Source organism: Xanthomonas euroxanthea (assembly GCF_903989455.1).
GTDB lineage: Bacteria > Pseudomonadota > Gammaproteobacteria > Xanthomonadales > Xanthomonadaceae > Xanthomonas > Xanthomonas euroxanthea.
In genome coordinates this window covers 4,195,455-4,211,671 of the sequence record NZ_LR861803.1, presented here as the reverse complement: position 1 = coordinate 4,211,671, position 16,217 = coordinate 4,195,455, and the positions used below count along the sequence as shown (strand labels likewise).

Sequence of the window (16,217 nt, the reverse complement as noted above, 5' to 3'; positions counted from 1 at the left end):
AGCCAGGGCAATGGCCACGGCCATCGTAGGAGCGCACCAGGGCGCGACCGGGCTGTCCCGACACACGTCCAGGCGTGCCGGCTCGGGAATCGGAAATCGCAGCGGCCAGGACGATGACTACGGCTGCGCTAGGAGCGCACCCGGGCGCGAGAGGCGTTCTCTGGACAGCCCCGTCGCGCCCAGGTGCGCTCCTACGACACCGCGCGCGCCACAAGGATGCAAGCATCGCAGCCCTTGAGCCGACGCAATGCGCACCCTGCCGGTCTTATCCGTGTGCAGCGGGCACCAGGCACCAGGCAAACCACGGGTCGGGAGACACCATCCCACCAGACCCCCTCCCATCGTCACGGCACGCGGCCTAACCTGTGGCGCTTATCGTTGCCATGCACAGCCCATGACTCCCATCGTTTCCATCCAGGGATTGAGCAAGACCTACGCCGGCGGTTTCCAGGCGCTCAAGCAGGTGGATCTGGACATCCAGCGCGGCGAGATCTTCGCGCTGCTCGGCCCCAACGGCGCCGGCAAGACCACGCTGATCAGCATCATCTGCGGGCTGATCAACCCCAGCACCGGCACCGTGCTGGCCGACGGCCACGACATCGTGCGCGACTACCGCGCCGCGCGTGCCAGCATCGGCCTGGTGCCGCAGGAGCTGGCCACCGACGCGTTCGAAACCGTGTGGGCCACCGTGCGCTTCAGCCGCGGCCTGTTCGGCAAGCCGGCCAATGCGGCGTATCTGGAAACGGTGCTGCGCGAACTTTCGCTGTGGGACAAGCGCCACAACAAGATCTCCACGCTGTCCGGCGGCATGAAGCGGCGCGTCTTGATTGCCAAGGCGCTGGCGCACGAGCCGCGCATCCTGTTCCTGGACGAGCCTACCGCCGGCGTGGACGTGGAGTTGCGTCACGACATGTGGCAGATGGTGCGGCGGCTGCGCGAGCAGGGCACCACGGTGATCCTGACCACCCATTACATCGAGGAAGCCGAAGACATGGCCGACCGGGTCGGGGTGATCAACCGCGGCGAGCTGGTGCTGGTGGAAGACAAGCACACGCTGATGCGCAAGCTCGGCAAGAAGCAGCTCACGCTGAGCCTGCAGGCGCCGCTGCAGGCCATCCCGGCCGCGCTGAGCGATCTGCCGCTGGAACTGGCGGCCGACGGCAACAGCTTGGTTTACACCTTCGACACCCAGGCCGAGCAGACCGGCATCGGAGCATTGCTGCGCCGGCTCAACGAGCAGGGCATCGACTTCAAGGATCTGCATTCCAGCGAGAGCTCGCTGGAGGAGATCTTCGTCAACCTGGTGCATGGCGCCCGCAACGTGGAGGTGCACGCATGAACTGGCATGCGATCGCGGCGATCTACCGCTTCGAAATGGCGCGCGCCTTCCGCACGCTGACCCAGTCGATCGCCTCGCCGGTGTTGTCGACCTCGCTGTATTTCGTGGTGTTCGGCGCGGCGATCGGCTCGCGCATGGGCGACATCGACGGCATCAGCTACGGCGCCTTCATCATCCCCGGGCTGGTGATGCTGTCGCTGCTCAACGAGAGCATCTCCAATGCCTCGTTCGGCATCTACATGCCGCGCTGGGCCGGCACCATCTACGAGGTGCTGTCAGCGCCGGTGGCCTGGTGGGAGATCGTGATCGGCTATGTGGGCGCGGCGGCGACCAAGTCGGTGTTGCTCGGCTTGCTGATCCTGCTCACCGCGCGGCTGTTCGTGCCGTACGAGATCGCGCACCCGGTGTGGATGCTGGGCTTTCTGGTGCTCACCGCACTGACCTTCAGCCTGTTCGGTTTCATCATCGGCATCTGGGCCGACGGCTTCGAGAAACTGCAGGTGATCCCGCTGATGGTGGTGACGCCGCTGACCTTTCTGGGCGGCAGTTTCTACTCGATCAACATGCTGCCGCCGCTGTGGCAGAAGGTCACCTTGTTCAATCCGGTGGTGTACCTGATCAGCGGGTTCCGCTGGAGTTTCTACGGCAAGGCCGACGTGCACATCGCAGTGAGCACCGGCATGACCTTCCTGTTCCTGCTGGTGTGCCTGGGCGTGGTGGCGGCAATCTTCCGCAGCGGTTACCGGCTCAAGGCCTGAGGGGTGGATGCAGTGGGTTGTCGGCCGCATCCTGGTGGATGCCGTCGGACGTCCAGGTCAAACGCGTCGGAAGTCCAGATCAAACGCGGAGGGTCGAGTGCGCGGTGCCCTCGCCGCTCGCGGGATACGCCGTAAACCCATCCATGTAGGCTCGGTGGCGGCATCCATGCCGCCACACGGTCCCGCAACCGGTGAGGACACCGCACCAGAAAGTCTGCTGGTTGTTTGAAAGCCATGAACACCGACCATCGCGACTGGTCCTTGCCCGCCCACCGTTGCGGGCTCTTACGCGGCATGGATGCCGCGTAAGAGCCTGCATGGACGTACTTGCGACATATACCGCGATGGCGGGCGGGCAAGGACCCTGCAGCCAAGTCGCAGATCAGCTGCGAATGCGCCAGTCATCGCTGCTACACGAACGTCCTTGCAGCGTGTCCTGCGAGGGTGGGCGGGCAAGGGCCCCGCAGCAAACTTGCCGCCCGGCAGCTCTGCAATGGAACAGCGTGAAGTAGTCTGGTCAGCCGCGCTTACTCGGCAGCAGCCTTGGCGTCGCCCTTGGTGTCCAGGAAGTAGGCCACCACCTCGCCCTTGATCTTCATCGTCATCGGGTTGCCGCGACGGTCGCGGGCCTTGCCGACCTGCACCTTGATCCAGCCTTCGCTGATCGAATACTCCTCCACGTTGTCGCGTTCGACACCGTTGAAGCGCACGCCGATGCCACGGTTGAGGGCGTCGGCATCGTGGAACGGGCTGCGTGCATCGATGGCCAGATGATCGGGAGGGGTATCGCTCATGGGAAAGGCGTCATGGCGGCCGGGATGGCCGTCTTCGGCCGCACAGGATACGGGCCCGCGCTGCGAAGATCAGCCCCGGCACTGCGTGCGCATGCGCCGGGCGGTTTGCGTGCGCGTCGCCAGGCCTCCACACTTCACGCCTGCTCTCCTGAGAACCCAGACCGCCATGCCCGATAACAGCGCCGACTACGAAGACGACGAAGGCCTGCAGCCCGAGGGCGACGAAGACGATGTCGACGACCACCCGGCGCGGGTGTGGAATCTGCTGGTGCTGATCAATCCCGGCGACGAAGACACCGCATTGGGTCAGTTCGATACCTGGCGCGAGGCGCAGGCCGACCTGGACGACGACGAGGGCGACGATGCCTGGTTGTGGGCCTTGAAGGATGCGATCGACTGGCGCTCGGGTTTCTTCGTGGACTGGAAGGACACCGACGCGTTCATTGCCGCCATCGACGAACTCAGCGCGCGCTGGAACCTGCGCATCGACTGGGGCGGCGACCTGGATGACGAGGAGTTTGCCAGCGATCTGAGTGTGCCGGACCTGATGGCGGTGGCCTACGATCGTCTGCGCGAGCACGGCTACTCGCTGTGGAACTGGAACACCGGTGGCGACGCCTATGCCGGCTGGATCGCCCTCAGCCGCGACGACGACGCCATGCTGGCGCTGACCTCGCTGCTGGGGGTCGAGGTGCGGCTGGGGAACGAGGCGTTCTGAGGGCCGGGAGTGGGGAGTCGGGATTGGGGAGTCGCGAGAGCGGTCTCCGGGTGCGTGGGTCTGGCAGGCATTGTCCGCGGCCAGGTGATTGCCACGTAGGAGCGTGCCTGCGCGCGACAGGCGTTACCGGGACCGCCCCTCGCGCTCGGGCGCGCTCCTACAACGGCGTGGCGTCATGGTGCAGAGGGGGATGCCGCCGTCGTGACGTTGCAGGCCTCCTTACCAGGAGGCTTACACGGCCCAGCGATGGCCACGTAGGAGCGTGCCTGCGCGCGACAGGCGTTACCGGGACAGCCCCTCGCGCTCAGGCGCGCTCCTACAACGGCGTGGCGTTATGGTGCAGAGGGGGATACCGCCGTCGTGACGTTGCAGGCCTCCTTACCAGGAGGCTTACACGGCCCAGCGATTGCCACGTAGGAGCGTGCCTGCGCGCGACAGGCGTTACCGGGACAGCCCCTCGCGCTTAGGCGCGCTCCTACAACGGCGTGGCGTCATGGTGCAGAGGGGGATGCCGCCGTCGTGACGTTGCAGGCCTCTTTACCAGGAGGCTTACACGGCCCAGCGATTGCCCCGTAGGAGCGTGCCTGCGCGCGACCGCCGTTGCGAATCCCCAATCCCCAGCCCCGAATCCCCCCAGCCCCGAATCCCCCAATCCCAATCCCCAATCCCCAATCCCCGCCTCAAGGCGCCTCGCCCCGTGCCTGCGCACGTGCATTGGCGATCAAGGCCTTGAGCAAGACGCGATCGGTGTGACGGGAGATGGCGATGGCACCGAGCGCGATGGCTTCGGTGCGTAGCGGTGCGGGCACGTCGTAGTGCGCGCCGCTGAGTTTGTTCTGGAAGGCGCGGCGGGGAATGCCCAGCCGCGCCGCCATTGCATGCAGCTCGTCCAGCGTATCGCCGAGCAGGTGCGCCCAGCGCTGCTCGCGCCACAGATGCACCGCATCGTCGACGTAGACGGCCACCGGCAGGCCCTCAGGCCTTCTTGGTCTTCTTTTTCTTGCTGCCGTCGCTTGCGTCGTCGGCATCGTCCTGCGGCGCGTCGCCTGCGGTTTCGGCAGCGGCGTCTGCGTCGCTGGCGTCGGCGTCAGCATCTGCCTGGGCATCGCTTGCCTCGGCATCTGCGTCTTCGGCTTCGCCGTCGTCGCCCTCGGCGTCGCTGTTCTCGAACTCGGACACCAGCGTGGTCAGGTATTCCTCGGCGGTCTTGCCGTCTTCGGCGGCCAGGTCGTCGATCATCTGCTGCAGCTGGGTTGAATATTCCAGCGAGATGGTCTTGCCTTCCTTCTCCTGCAGATTGGCCAGGTGCTTGAGCATGGCCAGCATCGGCACCGGATTGTCGGCGCTGCCCATGGTCTGGCCGCCGATCGACAGCAGCCATTCGCTGTCGTTCTGCAAGCCGATCGCCGCGACCACGCGGCCGTCGGCATCCTGCAGCACGGCATGGTTGGCGATCTGCGGCGCCTGGCCCAGACGGACGATCGGGCGCTTGGGTTGGGACTTCTTGCGCTTGTCGCGCTTGGCCTTGGAATTGCGGGACACGGTGTTCTCGACGCTGGGAATGGCCGACCATTCTAGGCGCTTGTGCGCAGCCCGGTTCGGGTACCGCCATCGGGCCGGTGAACGCCCGCCGCGCCAGTCCACGCTCCTATGGCCCTCCAGCGTGTCGAAGGCGCCGACGCCGGTATTTCGGGCAGGCTGCAGCGGCCGGCACCACGCCTGTGCCCGAGCACGAGCGCGCCGCTGCTGGTCGGGACCGGAATGCAGCCGGAGCGGCCGGCCGCAGGATGCTGGAATTCGGCATGCACCTCAGTCAGGTCTGCACGACAACCTGCCGCCTCCAGCCGTACAGCCGCCAGCAACCGCTAGCCGCCGCCAGGCAATCGCCAGGCAATCCCAGGCCAGATGCCCTCAGCCGCCGTCAGCGCCGCTGGGGCGCTTCGCCGACGGCAGTGCGCGGCGCCGCCACGGCAGCTTCGGCAGCCTTGGCCAGGGCCGTGGCCGAGGCCAGCTGGGTGCGCGTGGAGACGCGCGGCGCGGCCGTTGCGGTGCTGCCGACCGTGGTGGTTGCCGCGGGCGGTTTGGCGCTCTCAGCAGCTGCAGGTCCGCCCGCCGCCGCGGTGGGCCCTGCCGCAGGCAGCGCGGCCGGTGTCCCCACCGCCGTGGTGGCCGCAGTCGCCGCGGCACTCAGGTCCGGCACATGGGTGTCGGCATCGTGGGTGGGCTTGCCCAGCGCAATGCCCTGGCCGGCGCCGGCCAGCGCGGCCTGTTCGGCATCCTGGGTCATCACCACGATGCTGATGCGGCGGTTGATCGGGTTCTGCGGGTTGGTCTTGTCGAACAGCACCGACGAGGACAGCCCCACCACGCGCGTCACCTTGGCATCGTCCATGCCGCCGCCCACCAGCGCGCGGCGCGCGGCGTTGGCGCGGTCGGCGCTGAGTTCCCAGTTGGTGTAGCCGGCATCGCTGCTGTAGGCGGTGGTGTCGGTGTGGCCGGTGATGCTGATGTGGTTGGGCACCTGGTTGATGAAGCTGGACAGCTCGCGCAGGATCGCCACGGTGTATGGCTTGAGCTGGTCGCGGCCCATGTCGAACATCGGCCGGTTCTGCTTGTCCACGATCTGGATGCGCAGGCCGTCCGGGGTGAGGTCGAGCAGCAGCTGGTCCTTGAACGGCTCCAGCGCCTGGCTCTTGTCGATGGCTTCCTTCAGGTCCTGCATCAGCGCTTCCAGGCGCTTCTTGTCCTTGGCGCGGCTGTCCTGGTTGGTGTCGGCGGCGTTGTCGCGCTTGCGGCCCATTTCGTCCTTCTGCCCCTTGGCCATGTCGGCGGTGCCGCCGAGCTTGATCATCGAGGTGCTGGCGCCGCCGGGGCCGTTCATGCCCGGCGAGGGCGCCGGCGACTTGCCCGACAGCGGGCTGGGATTGCGGAAGTATTCCGAGATCGCCGCGCGCTGTTCCTTGGTGGTGGCGGCCATCAGCCACAGCACCAGGAAGAACGCCATCATCGCGGTCACGAAGTCGGCAAACGCCACTTTCCAGGCGCCGCCGTGATGGCCGCCGCCCTGCACCTTCTTGACCCGTCGGATGACGACGGTGGATTTGCCCTCGGCCATGACCGCGGCCCTACTTGATCGTCTTCAGGTGCGTTTCGAAATCCGCAAAGCTCGGACGCACGTTGGAGGGCAGTGTCTTGCGCGCGAATTCCAGCGCAATCTTCGGGTTGTAGCCGCGCAGGCAGGCCAGCAGCGCGGTCTTGACCGCCTCGTACATGCGCCCGTCCTGCTCGGCGCGCGCTTCCATCGCCGCGGCCAGCGGCGCGACGAAGCCATAGGCCAGCAGGATGCCCAGGAAGGTGCCGACCAGGGCGGCGCCGACGTGGTGGCCGATCTCCTCGATCGGCCCGCCGATCGAGCCCATGGTGATCACGATGCCGAGCACGGCCGCCACGATGCCGAAGCCGGGCAGGCCGTCGGACACCTTGCTCAACGCATGCGAGGGCGCCAGCGCCTCGTGGTGATGTTTTTCCAGCTCCAGCTCGAGTAGCGGCTCCAGCTCGTGCGGCTCGATGTTGCTGCCGATCATCAGGCGCAGGCAGTCGGTGATGAAGTCCAGCAGGTGATGGTCGGCAACCACCTTGGGGTAGTTGCCGAAGATGGTGCTGTCCTGCGGTTTTTCGACGTGGTCTTCCAGCGCCATGAAGCCGTCGCGGCGCGCCTTGTTGAGCAGTTCGTAGATCAGGCTCAGCGTGTCCTTGTAGTCGTCGGACTTGTACTGCGGGCCCTTGAACACGCCCATGATGCTGCTGAAGGTTTCCTTGACGATCTTGCCGGGCGTGCTGACCAGAAACGCGCCGAACGCCGCGCCACCGATGATCATCAGCTCGTACGGCTGCCAGAGCGCGCCCAGCTTGCCATGCGACAGCACATAGCCGCCCAGGACACTGACGATGACGACGATGAAGCCGATGATGATGAGCATGGCGCAGCCAGAAGCAAACAGGGTTGCTGTTGTTTCGGCTTGCGCGGCGGATTCTTGAAGCGCACGGCGTGAAGGTGTGCGGTGTAGCTGAACGATCAACTGGCGCGGCGGATCGTCACGCAGCAGATTGGCGGCAACAGCGCTGCACGCGCCAGGTAGCCTGCGGGCCGCTTCAGCCTGGGATCACGGGGTTTCGCGGTGCAACCGCCCATGCCAAGCACTCTCTGCAACACGTGTCCTGACGCAACCCGGCTCAAGTGAGTCGCACCGGGTGGCCGGAATGGATCAACGCCTCGTCGCGTACCGCATGCGTTGGCGATGCGGCAGCGCCTGCCGGTGTGTGCATGCGGGGCGCAGGTGTGCGCCACGGCGTCCGGCACGGAATCCCTGCGTGCCGGACGACACGCGTCGGCTCAGGCCGGTTGCGCCTCGGCACCTTCGCGCTGCAAGGGGTTGGGCAGGGCCTGGCCGTTTTCGGTAAACCCCAGCGAGACCGAGTTCAGGCAGTGGCGTTCGCCGGTCGGCGGCGGGCCGTCGGGGAAGACGTGGCCCAGGTGGCTGTCGCAGCGCGCGCAGACGATCTCGGTGCGGATCATGCCGTAGCTGATGTCGCGGATCTCGCGCACATGGGCGGCGTCGTAGGGCGCGAAGAAACTCGGCCAGCCGGTGCCGGATTCGAACTTGGCGCTGGAGCGGAACAACGGCAAGCCGCACAGGCGGCAGGTGTAGACGCCGTCGAGCTTGTTATCCAGGAACACCCCGCAGAACGGCGCTTCGGTGCCATGGTGCAGCAGCACGCGCTGTTCCTCGTCGCTGAGCCCGGCGATCAGGGCGTCGCGCTGGGCGGGGGAGGGAGGGGTCAGATCGAACTGGCTCATGGGGCTCTCGCATGCGCGCGCTGGCAGGGGTGCCGCGCCTGCACCCGTGATGTGGGCGTTGTCGGCATGGTTCAAGCGTGCGGGTGACCAAGCCCCTCTCCCGCCGGGGCGCCACGGCGCAGCTTGCGCGCCACTGGCGCGCGTGCCTTGGTGCGCCTGCGCCGCTGGCGCAGGCCGGGGCGCGGAGCGGGGGTTGGGCTGAGGGTGCGGCGGCGAGGCCATGGCCCAGTACTGATTGCCAGGCGTTGCACGCACCCTCATCCGGCGCTGCGCGCCACCTTCTCCCGCTGAGAGAAGGATGTTTTCGCGCCGCGATCACCTCACGAACGCGTTCATCCCGCAGCCAATCTCCCGCATTGCCGCAGTACATCGGCGCCCCCATCCAGACGGTACTCCTCGATCAAGCACGGTGTCCGTCATGGCGATTCCTTCTTCGATGCGCGGCCTGCTGCTGTGTGGTCTGTTGCTTGCCGCAGGCGCGGCAACGGCGCAATCGGCCACCAGCACACGCGCGTCCAATACCCTGCAGCCGATCACCAGCCCCACGCCCGCCCAGCCCACGCTGACCGCACCGCGCGCCGTGCAGCCTGCGCCGGGCACGGCTCCGGTGCCCTCGCAGCTCGGCCAGCGCCCGTCCGCGCCCACCATTCCGACCCGTGGCCCGGCACAGACGCCGGTGGCACCGGCCGGCAGCCAGGTTGCGCCGGCCAGCGCGCCGATGGTCTACGACCGCAATGGCCGCTTGCTGCAGGGCATGCAGCCGGCTGGCGCCAACCGGGTGCTGGATACCAAGACCGGGCGCTACTACGACGCGGTTCCGGCCGGCGACGGCATGCGCGTGGTGCGCTGACCCACGCTGTCGCGAATCCCGAATCCCGAATCCCAGCCATCAGCCCTCGATCGGCAACGCCAGGGTCTCCTTGACCTCCTCCATCACGATGTAGCTCTTGGATTCGCGCACATGCGGCATGGTCAGCAAGGTACTGCCGAGCAGCTTGCGATACGACGCCATCTCGCTGATGCGCGCCTTGAGCAGGTAGTCGAAATCGCCCGACACCAGATGGCATTCCAGCACGTTGGGCAGCTTGAGCGCGGCGCGGCGGAACTCCTCGAAGATGTCGCCGGACTTGTAGGCCAGGCTGATCTCGACGAACACCAGCAGGCTGGCCTTGAGATAGTGCGGGTCCAGCCGCGCGTAGTAACCGGTGATGGCGCCATCGCGCTCCAGCCGGCGTACGCGCTCGGTGCAGGGGGTGGTCGACAGACCCACCCGCTCGCCCAGTTCGGTAAAGGAAATCCGCCCCTCCTGCTGCAGGATGCGCAGGATCTTGCGGTCGATCTTGTCCAGCTCGCGGGTGCGGGTCGTCATCGGGTCTGCTTCCACAAGTTTTGACAGGAGGATTCACTGCCAAGGTGCGCTGATTCCAGAAATGGCACTGCCTTGCTCGCAATATACTGCGTCTAACTATCCCCCTCGGCGCCTGGTTGTGGGGGAATACCCTTTCCAGGAGAACGACATGCGGGTGCTCATTCTCGGTAGCGGCGTCATCGGCACCACCACGGCCTGGTATCTGGCGCAGGCCGGTTGCCAGGTCACCGTGGTCGACCGCCAGCCGGCGGCGGCGTTGGAGACCAGCTATGCCAACGCCGGCCAGCTGTCGTTCGGCTACACCTCGCCATGGGCTGCGCCCGGCGTGCCCGGCAAGGCGATGAAGTGGCTGTTCGAGCAGCATGCACCGTTGTCGATCCGGCCCACCCGCGACCTGCGACAACTTGCCTGGCTCAGCCAGATGCTGCGCAACTGCACCGCCGAGCGCTATGCGGTGAACAAGGCGCGCATGGTGCGCATGTCCGACTACAGCCGTGATTGCCTGAACGCATTGCGTGGCAGCACCGGCATCGAGTTCGAGGGTCGCCAGCTCGGCACCACCCAGCTGTTCCGCACCCAGCAGCAACTGGATGCCGCTGCGCAGGACATCGAGGTGCTGGCCCAGTACGGCGTGCCCTACGAGCTGCTGACCCCGGCGCAGATCGCGCAGTTCGAACCGGGCCTGGCCGGCGGTGGCGCGCAGATGGCCGGTGCCTTGCGCCTGCCCGAAGACCAGACCGGCGACTGCCGGCTGTTCACCCAGCGCCTGGCCGAACTGGCCACGCAGGCCGGGGTGGAGTTCCGCTACGGGCAGCAGATCGAGCATCTGCAGCACGCAGGCGGGCGCGTCACCGGCGTGCAGATCGATGGCCGCATCGAAACCGCCGACCGCTACGTGCTGGCGTTGGGCAGCTATTCGGCCGACCTGCTGCTCTCGCTCGGCCTGCATCTGCCGGTGTATCCGCTCAAGGGCTACTCGCTGACCATTCCGATCGTGGACGCACAGCGCGCGCCGACCTCCACGGTGCTGGACGAGAGCTACAAGATCGCGCTGACCCGTTTCGACGACCGTATCCGCGTCGGCGGCATGGCCGAGGTGGCCGGCTTCGACCTGTCGCTGAATCCGCGCCGCCGCGCCACGCTGGAGATGGTGGTCAACGACCTGTTTCCCGGCGCCGGCGATCTGGCCCAGGCCGAGTTCTGGACCGGCCTGCGCCCGGCCACGCCGGACGGCACGCCGGTGGTCGGCGCCACGCCATATGCCAACCTGTTCCTCAATACCGGCCACGGCACCCTGGGCTGGACCATGGCCTGTGGATCTGGCCGCTATCTGGCCGACCTGATGCAGGGCCGCACGCCCGACATCGATAGCGAAGGCCTGGACATCTTCCGTTACCTGTCGCCACGCAGCGCACGCGCGCAGCAGGAGGCCGCGTAGTGCGTCCTGCGCAAGCGTTGATCGACCTGGACGCATTGCGTCACAACTACCGCCTGGCCAGGCGCCTGGGCAACAGCAAGGCCCTGGCGGTGCTCAAGGCCGATGCCTACGGCCACGGCGCAGTGCGCTGCGCGCAGGCGCTGGACGGCGAGGCCGACGGCTTTGCGGTGGCCTGCATCGAAGAAGCGCTGGAGCTGCGCCAGGCCGGCATCCGCGCGCCGATCCTGTTGCTGGAAGGGTTCTTCGAACACGACGAACTGCGCCTGATTGCCGAGCACGATCTGTGGACGGTGGTGGCCACGCCGCAGCAGGTGCGCGCGCTGGCCGAGTTCCAGAGCCCGCGTCCGTTGCGGGTGTGGCTGAAGCTGGACAGCGGCATGCACCGGCTGGGCCTGTCGCCGGAAGATTTCCGTGCGGCGTGGCTGCGTCTGCGCGGGCTGCCGCAGATCGCCTCGCTGGTGCTGATGACCCATCTGGCGCGCGCCGACGAGCTGGAGTGCAGCCGCACCGACGAACAGGCGGTGGTGTTCGCGCTGACCGCCGGCGGCATGCCTGCGGAAACCAGCCTGCGCAATTCGCCCGGCCTGCTTGGCTGGCCGGCGCTGCGCAACGACTGGTCGCGTCCGGGGCTGATGCTGTACGGCGCAAACCCGTTCCCGCAGGACACCGACATCACCGCGCAGCTGCGTCCGGTGATGACGCTGCGCTCGCGCATCATCTCGGTGCGCGAGCTGCCGGCCGGCGAGCCGGTGGGCTACGGCGCCCGTTTCGTCGCCGAAAGGCCGACCCGCGTCGGCGTGGTGGCGATGGGCTATGCCGACGGCTATCCGCAGTTTGCCCCCAACGGCACGCCGGTGCTGGTGGATGGACAGGTCTGCCCGCTGATCGGCCGCGTGTCGATGGACATGCTGACCGTGGATCTCACCGAGCATCCGCAGGCCGACATCGGTGCCAGCGTGCAGCTCTGGGGAGACGCGCCGCGCGTCAGTCCGCTGGCAACGCAGTGCAATGTCAGCGCGTATCAGCTGCTGTGCGGACTCAAGCGCGTGCCGCGGGTGTATGTGGGCGAGGCTGCAGTGGGCGAGGGCATCACGCGGTGAGGTGTGTCCCTTCTCCCATCGGGAGAAGCTGCCCCGAAGGGAAGGATGAGGAGACGTGCGAAGCCACAGGCACTTGGAACGAAACGTGGGCTTCGCCCCATACCCTCACCCCAACCCTTTTTCAGTCGGGAGAGGGGCTTTAGCGTGGCTCACAGCCCGGCGGTGCTTCGATCGCCGCGGAACTGCTTGCGCACCCAGTCGTCGATCATCGCCTTCTCGAAGCGCAGCGGGTCGCTGTCGGTCAGGCGCGGCCCGCTCATCAGAAACGCCGAATCCACCAGCTTGCGTTCGCCCTGGTCGATCACCTGGCCATCGGCGCCGGTCAGCGTGTAGTTGAAGCTCAGGCGCGGCGGGTAGATGTCCTTGACGATGCGCACGTCCTGCATGCGCGGCCCGCGCCAGGGTTCGTACTGGCCGGCGCGGCGGATGTCGGTGATGGTCACGCTCAGACGCTGGCCGTCGGGGAGTTTGCGCGCGGCGCTCTGCTGGAAATAGCTCGCCAGCTGGGTGACCCAGTCGCCACGCTGTGCTTCCCAGCGGTTGCCGCTGAAGCGCACTTCGGAAAACTGTGCCGGATCGGTCCAGCGGACATCGACCTTGCCGTCGCCGCTCACCGCGCGCGGCGCCTGTGGATCGGTGACGTTACGTACACGTGCCTGCGCGCCGGTTGCCGCGAGCAGTCCTGCCAGCAACAGGCTGGCGCCGCAAAGGCTGGAACGTTTCATGGAAAGTCTCCAAGCGGAAGGTACGTGGAAGTACCGGGCGTTTCTGCAGTGTGGGGGCGCGTCTGCTTGCCGGCAACGCTTGCCGCGCAAGGCCTGGCAGGCCATTGCCACGCGGTTAATCCGCGGCGTCGGCACCATGACGGCGGGTTCACTGCGCCTGCGCCTGCGCTTCACGGCGCAGCCGGGAAGATCGCCAGCATGGACACCCACTCTTTCCGCACAAAATCAGCCTCTTCGGCGCCGGCACACATGCCGTCGGACGTGCGCCTGCAGTTCATCGACTGGGCGAAGCAGCACGGCCACAACCCCGCCACTGGGGCGGCCGCCTTCGTCGCCCTGCAAAGCGAGGTGGACCTGGATCTGGCAACGCGCACGCTGCGCCTGGCACCGGGGGCCTCGCCGCGCGAGGCCTTGCGCGAGCACCTGGCCGCATTGGCGCGCCAGGGCGATGTGGCGGTGCAGTTTCCGCCGGTCTACGCCTACACCGCCGCCAACGGGCTGGAGTATCGCTACTCGCTGATGCTGGTGATTGCCGAGGATTGCGTGGAGTGGACCGGGCGGGTGTGGCAGGACCTGGATTACCAGGGAATGCTCACCGGCCGGGGCCAGGGTCCGCGTGCCAACTACACCCAACTGGCGCGGATGGCGCTGGAACACGAGCTTGATCAGGAGCGTCCCCGTTATGTCCAGGCATGAACTCGAACTGCAGCTGCCGCTGGGCGCACAGGTCGCCACCGGCGAAGATGGTTTCAGCGAGCGCTGCCGCAGCGAATGCGCCAAGCTCGGCCTGTCGCGGGTGAGGCTGCTGTTGCTCGACGCAGAGTACGCGCGCTCCACCGCCTGGCGCGAAGAAGCGCAGCGCTGGATGGACGAGCAATTGCGCCGCGAAGGTGAGTGGGTGTTCCGCGGCATGATCGCCGGGATCGTGGTGCTGGCGGCATGCATCGCGCTGTGCGCGGCGCTGTTGTGGTGATCGCCGGGGAACCGGCTGGATGCGTGTGAACCGGGTCGGCTGGCTGTGCACCCGCTGACGACACCGTGCGTGCTTTCATCTGCCCGTCATCCGCCCTGGCATCACCCCTGGATCCCGATTTGAGCACCTCGACCACCCGCCCCGATCTGGCCACCGGCCTCCCGGCAGCATCCGCCGAGCCCTTCCTCGACCCGGGGATGTACCACGAGATCTTCCATAACCTGGATGCGGGGTTTTGCGTCATCGACATGGTGTTCGATGGCGACCAGGCCGTCGATTACGTGTTCCGCATGACCAATGACGCGTTCGAGCGTTACACCGGTCTGTCTGACGTAGTGAACGTGTCCATTCGCGGCATGCTGGCCGATCACGAACAGGAGTGGTTCGACCGCTACGGTCATGTCGCCCGCACCGGCAACCGCATCCACTTCGAAATGCAGGCCAAGGCGCTGCGCCGCTGGTACTCGGTGGATGCGTTCCGGGTCGGTCAGCCGGAGCAGGCGCGGGTGGCGGTGTTGTTCATGGACATCACCGAGCGCAAGCGGGTGGAGCGCGAGCTGGCCGAGAGCGAGGCCCGCTTCAGCGCGCTGGCCGACGGCCTGCCGATGCCGGTCTGGGTGCTGGACGCGCAGGGCGTGGTGCGCTTCGTCAACAGCGCGTATGGCGAATTCTTCGGCATCGACATTTCCAGCGGCACGGTCTCGGCCTGGAGCGAGTTGCTGCATCCGGACGACCTGTCGATCTTCCAGTTCGAACTCGCCGCCGCGCTGGACGAACAGCGCGGCCTGCACGCGCTGGTGCGTGCGCGTCGCCACGACGGGCAGTGGCGCTGGATCGAGATGACCGCCACGCCGCGCTACTCGGCCGACGGGCGCTTCATCGGCCTGGCCGGCAGCAGCCCGGACGTGACCGAACAGCGCGAGATCGAACTGGCGCGCGAGCAACTGCTCGAATCCGAGCGCAGTGCGCGCAACGAAGCTGAGAGCATGGCGCGGCTGAAGGACGAATTCCTGGCCACCTTGTCGCACGAGCTGCGCACGCCGCTGACCACCATCCTGGGGTGGAGCGAGCTGTTGCTGCAGCGGGTCGAGGAAGGCCATCCCAACTACAAGGGCCTGTCGGTGATCGCCAGCAGCGCCCGCGCGCAGAAACGCCTGATCTCGGACATGCTCGATCTCAGCAGCATGTTGCTGGGCAAGGTGCAGCTGGAGGTCGAGTCGCTGGACCTGGCCGAGCAGGTGCGCGAAGCCTTGAACACCCAAGAGCTGGCGGCCGAGGGCAAGGACCAGGTGCTGGAGGTGCATGCCCCGTCCACGCCGTGCCTGGTGCTGGGCGATGCCACGCGGCTGCAGCAGGTGTTGTGGAATCTGCTGTCCAATGCGATCAAGTTCACTCCGGCGCATGGCCGCATCGACGTCACCATCGAGCGCGACGATGGCCACGTGCTGGTGTCGGTGCGCGATTCGGGCGACGGGATCGCAGCCGAATTCCTGCCGCATCTGTTCGGCCGGTTCCGCCAGGCCGACGGCACCACCACGCGCCAGCACGGCGGCCTGGGCCTGGGCCTGGCGATCGTGCAGCAGCTGGTGGAAATGCATGGCGGCCAGGTCAGCGCCACCAGCGGCGGGCGCGGCAAGGGCGCCACGTTCACGGTGCGCCTGCCCGAGCATGTTCCCGACCAGGCCAGGCGTCCGCGGCGCGAGCTGCGCCGGCGGCTGATGTCCGAGCAGATCATCGAAGCGCGTGCGCTCAATGGCCTGCGCCTGCTGGCGGTGGAAGATCAGCCGGACATGCTCGACTACCTGCGCCGCCTGCTGGAAGAGCAGGGCGCCGAAGTGGTCACCGCCGGCAGCGCCACCGATGCGCTGGCGTTGATCGATCATCGCGGCCACGCACGCTTCGATCTGATGCTGACCGACATCGGCATGCCGGGCATGGACGGCTACGGGCTGATCCGCACCGTGCGCGACAACCTGGGGCTGGACGCGGCAGCACTGCCGGCGGTGGCCGTGACCGCACTGGCACGCGACGACGATCGCAAGCGCGCGCTGGACTCCGGTTTCCAGGAGCATCTGGCCAAGCCCTACAGCGTCGCCCAGCTGGTCACCGCGGTGCGCGCCGCGCGCGAATCGGTGGAGTGAGGCC

The 16,217-nt window shown here is 67.2% G+C and carries 17 protein-coding genes; 9 read left to right on the top strand and 8 right to left on the bottom strand.

The features are described 5' to 3' along the window. Positions 1-394: 394 nt before the first annotated feature. Positions 395-1,339, top strand: a complete 945-nt coding sequence (locus tag H7A86_RS17520; protein ID WP_119131743.1) for an ABC transporter ATP-binding protein — start codon at positions 395-397, stop codon at positions 1,337-1,339. Beyond that, complete coding sequence (locus H7A86_RS17515) at positions 1,336-2,097, top strand: ABC transporter permease (protein ID WP_119131744.1); 762 nt, start codon at positions 1,336-1,338, stop codon at positions 2,095-2,097. The genes H7A86_RS17520 and H7A86_RS17515 overlap by 4 nt, the downstream gene beginning before the upstream one ends. Before the next feature lie 527 nt (positions 2,098-2,624). On the opposite strand, the gene H7A86_RS17510 is transcribed toward H7A86_RS17515, so the two are convergent. Then, positions 2,625-2,891: a DUF3297 family protein gene (locus tag H7A86_RS17510; protein ID WP_119131745.1), complete on the bottom strand. Its 267-nt coding sequence runs from the start codon at positions 2,889-2,891 to the stop codon at positions 2,625-2,627. Positions 2,892-3,057: 166 nt separating this feature from the next. On the opposite strand from H7A86_RS17510, the gene H7A86_RS17505 reads away from it, so the two are divergent. Next, positions 3,058-3,609 (top strand): DUF6630 family protein, encoded by a 552-nt coding sequence (locus tag H7A86_RS17505; protein WP_104583213.1) that lies wholly within the window; start codon positions 3,058-3,060, stop codon positions 3,607-3,609. A gap of 680 nt (positions 3,610-4,289) precedes the next feature. Here the strand turns inward: H7A86_RS17505 and H7A86_RS17500 are convergent. From H7A86_RS17500 to msrB, 5 genes are all read right to left on the bottom strand, one after another. Next, positions 4,290-4,574 (bottom strand): DUF4031 domain-containing protein, encoded by a 285-nt coding sequence (locus H7A86_RS17500; protein WP_104583214.1) that lies wholly within the window; start codon positions 4,572-4,574, stop codon positions 4,290-4,292. 10 nt (positions 4,575-4,584) lie between these two features. Then, positions 4,585-5,151 (bottom strand): hypothetical protein, encoded by a 567-nt coding sequence (locus H7A86_RS17495; protein ID WP_115677848.1) that lies wholly within the window; start codon positions 5,149-5,151, stop codon positions 4,585-4,587. A 379-nt stretch (positions 5,152-5,530) separates the two neighbouring features. Continuing rightward, positions 5,531-6,724 carry a flagellar motor protein MotB gene (motB, locus tag H7A86_RS17490; RefSeq protein WP_119131747.1) on the bottom strand — a complete coding sequence of 398 codons (1,194 nt, stop codon included), beginning with the start codon at positions 6,722-6,724 and terminating at the stop codon, positions 5,531-5,533. A 10-nt stretch (positions 6,725-6,734) separates the two neighbouring features. Continuing rightward, a complete protein-coding gene (motA, locus tag H7A86_RS17485) occupies positions 6,735-7,589 on the bottom strand; it encodes a flagellar motor stator protein MotA (protein WP_104583217.1) in 855 nt (284 codons plus the stop codon). 413 nt (positions 7,590-8,002) lie between these two features. Further along, entirely contained in the window at positions 8,003-8,467 is a 465-nt protein-coding gene (gene msrB / locus H7A86_RS17480; protein WP_104649337.1) for a peptide-methionine (R)-S-oxide reductase MsrB, read from the bottom strand. Between the two features lie 418 nt (positions 8,468-8,885). Here msrB and H7A86_RS17475 point away from each other — a divergent pair, with 418 nt between their 5' ends. Continuing rightward, on the top strand, positions 8,886-9,317 hold the full coding sequence (locus tag H7A86_RS17475) for a hypothetical protein (RefSeq protein WP_104649338.1): 432 nt from the start codon (positions 8,886-8,888) through the stop codon (positions 9,315-9,317). Positions 9,318-9,356: 39 nt separating this feature from the next. Here the strand turns inward: H7A86_RS17475 and H7A86_RS17470 are convergent, their stop codons facing one another. After that, the gene (locus H7A86_RS17470) at positions 9,357-9,836 is read right to left on the bottom strand and encodes an Lrp/AsnC ligand binding domain-containing protein (protein ID WP_024940284.1); all 480 of its coding nucleotides are present in this window, start codon (positions 9,834-9,836) and stop codon (positions 9,357-9,359) included. Positions 9,837-9,984: 148 nt separating this feature from the next. On the opposite strand from H7A86_RS17470, the gene H7A86_RS17465 reads away from it, so the two are divergent. Both H7A86_RS17465 and alr read left to right on the top strand, forming a co-directional pair. Continuing rightward, on the top strand, positions 9,985-11,274 hold the full coding sequence (locus H7A86_RS17465) for a D-amino acid dehydrogenase (protein ID WP_119131749.1): 1,290 nt from the start codon (positions 9,985-9,987) through the stop codon (positions 11,272-11,274). Continuing rightward, positions 11,274-12,374 carry an alanine racemase gene (alr, locus tag H7A86_RS17460; RefSeq protein ID WP_119131750.1) on the top strand — a complete coding sequence of 367 codons (1,101 nt, stop codon included), beginning with the start codon at positions 11,274-11,276 and terminating at the stop codon, positions 12,372-12,374. Before H7A86_RS17465 ends, alr begins: the two co-directional genes overlap by 1 nt. 149 nt (positions 12,375-12,523) lie before the next feature. Here alr and H7A86_RS17455 read toward each other — a convergent pair whose 3' ends face one another. Continuing rightward, positions 12,524-13,099, bottom strand: coding sequence for a DUF3016 domain-containing protein (locus tag H7A86_RS17455; protein ID WP_104649341.1), 576 nt, complete (start codon positions 13,097-13,099; stop codon positions 12,524-12,526). A gap of 249 nt (positions 13,100-13,348) precedes the next feature. On the opposite strand from H7A86_RS17455, the gene H7A86_RS17450 reads away from it, so the two are divergent. The 3 genes from H7A86_RS17450 (at position 13,349) to H7A86_RS17440 (ending at position 16,213) form a co-directional block, all read left to right on the top strand. After that, positions 13,349-13,795, top strand: a complete 447-nt coding sequence (locus tag H7A86_RS17450; protein WP_164739102.1) for a hypothetical protein — start codon at positions 13,349-13,351, stop codon at positions 13,793-13,795. Next, the gene (locus H7A86_RS17445; RefSeq protein ID WP_104583224.1) at positions 13,782-14,072 is read left to right on the top strand and encodes a hypothetical protein; all 291 of its coding nucleotides are present in this window, start codon (positions 13,782-13,784) and stop codon (positions 14,070-14,072) included. The genes H7A86_RS17450 and H7A86_RS17445 overlap by 14 nt, the downstream gene beginning before the upstream one ends. 107 nt (positions 14,073-14,179) lie before the next feature. Beyond that, the gene (locus H7A86_RS17440; protein WP_104583321.1) at positions 14,180-16,213 is read left to right on the top strand and encodes a hybrid sensor histidine kinase/response regulator; all 2,034 of its coding nucleotides are present in this window, start codon (positions 14,180-14,182) and stop codon (positions 16,211-16,213) included. Positions 16,214-16,217 lie beyond the last annotated feature (4 nt).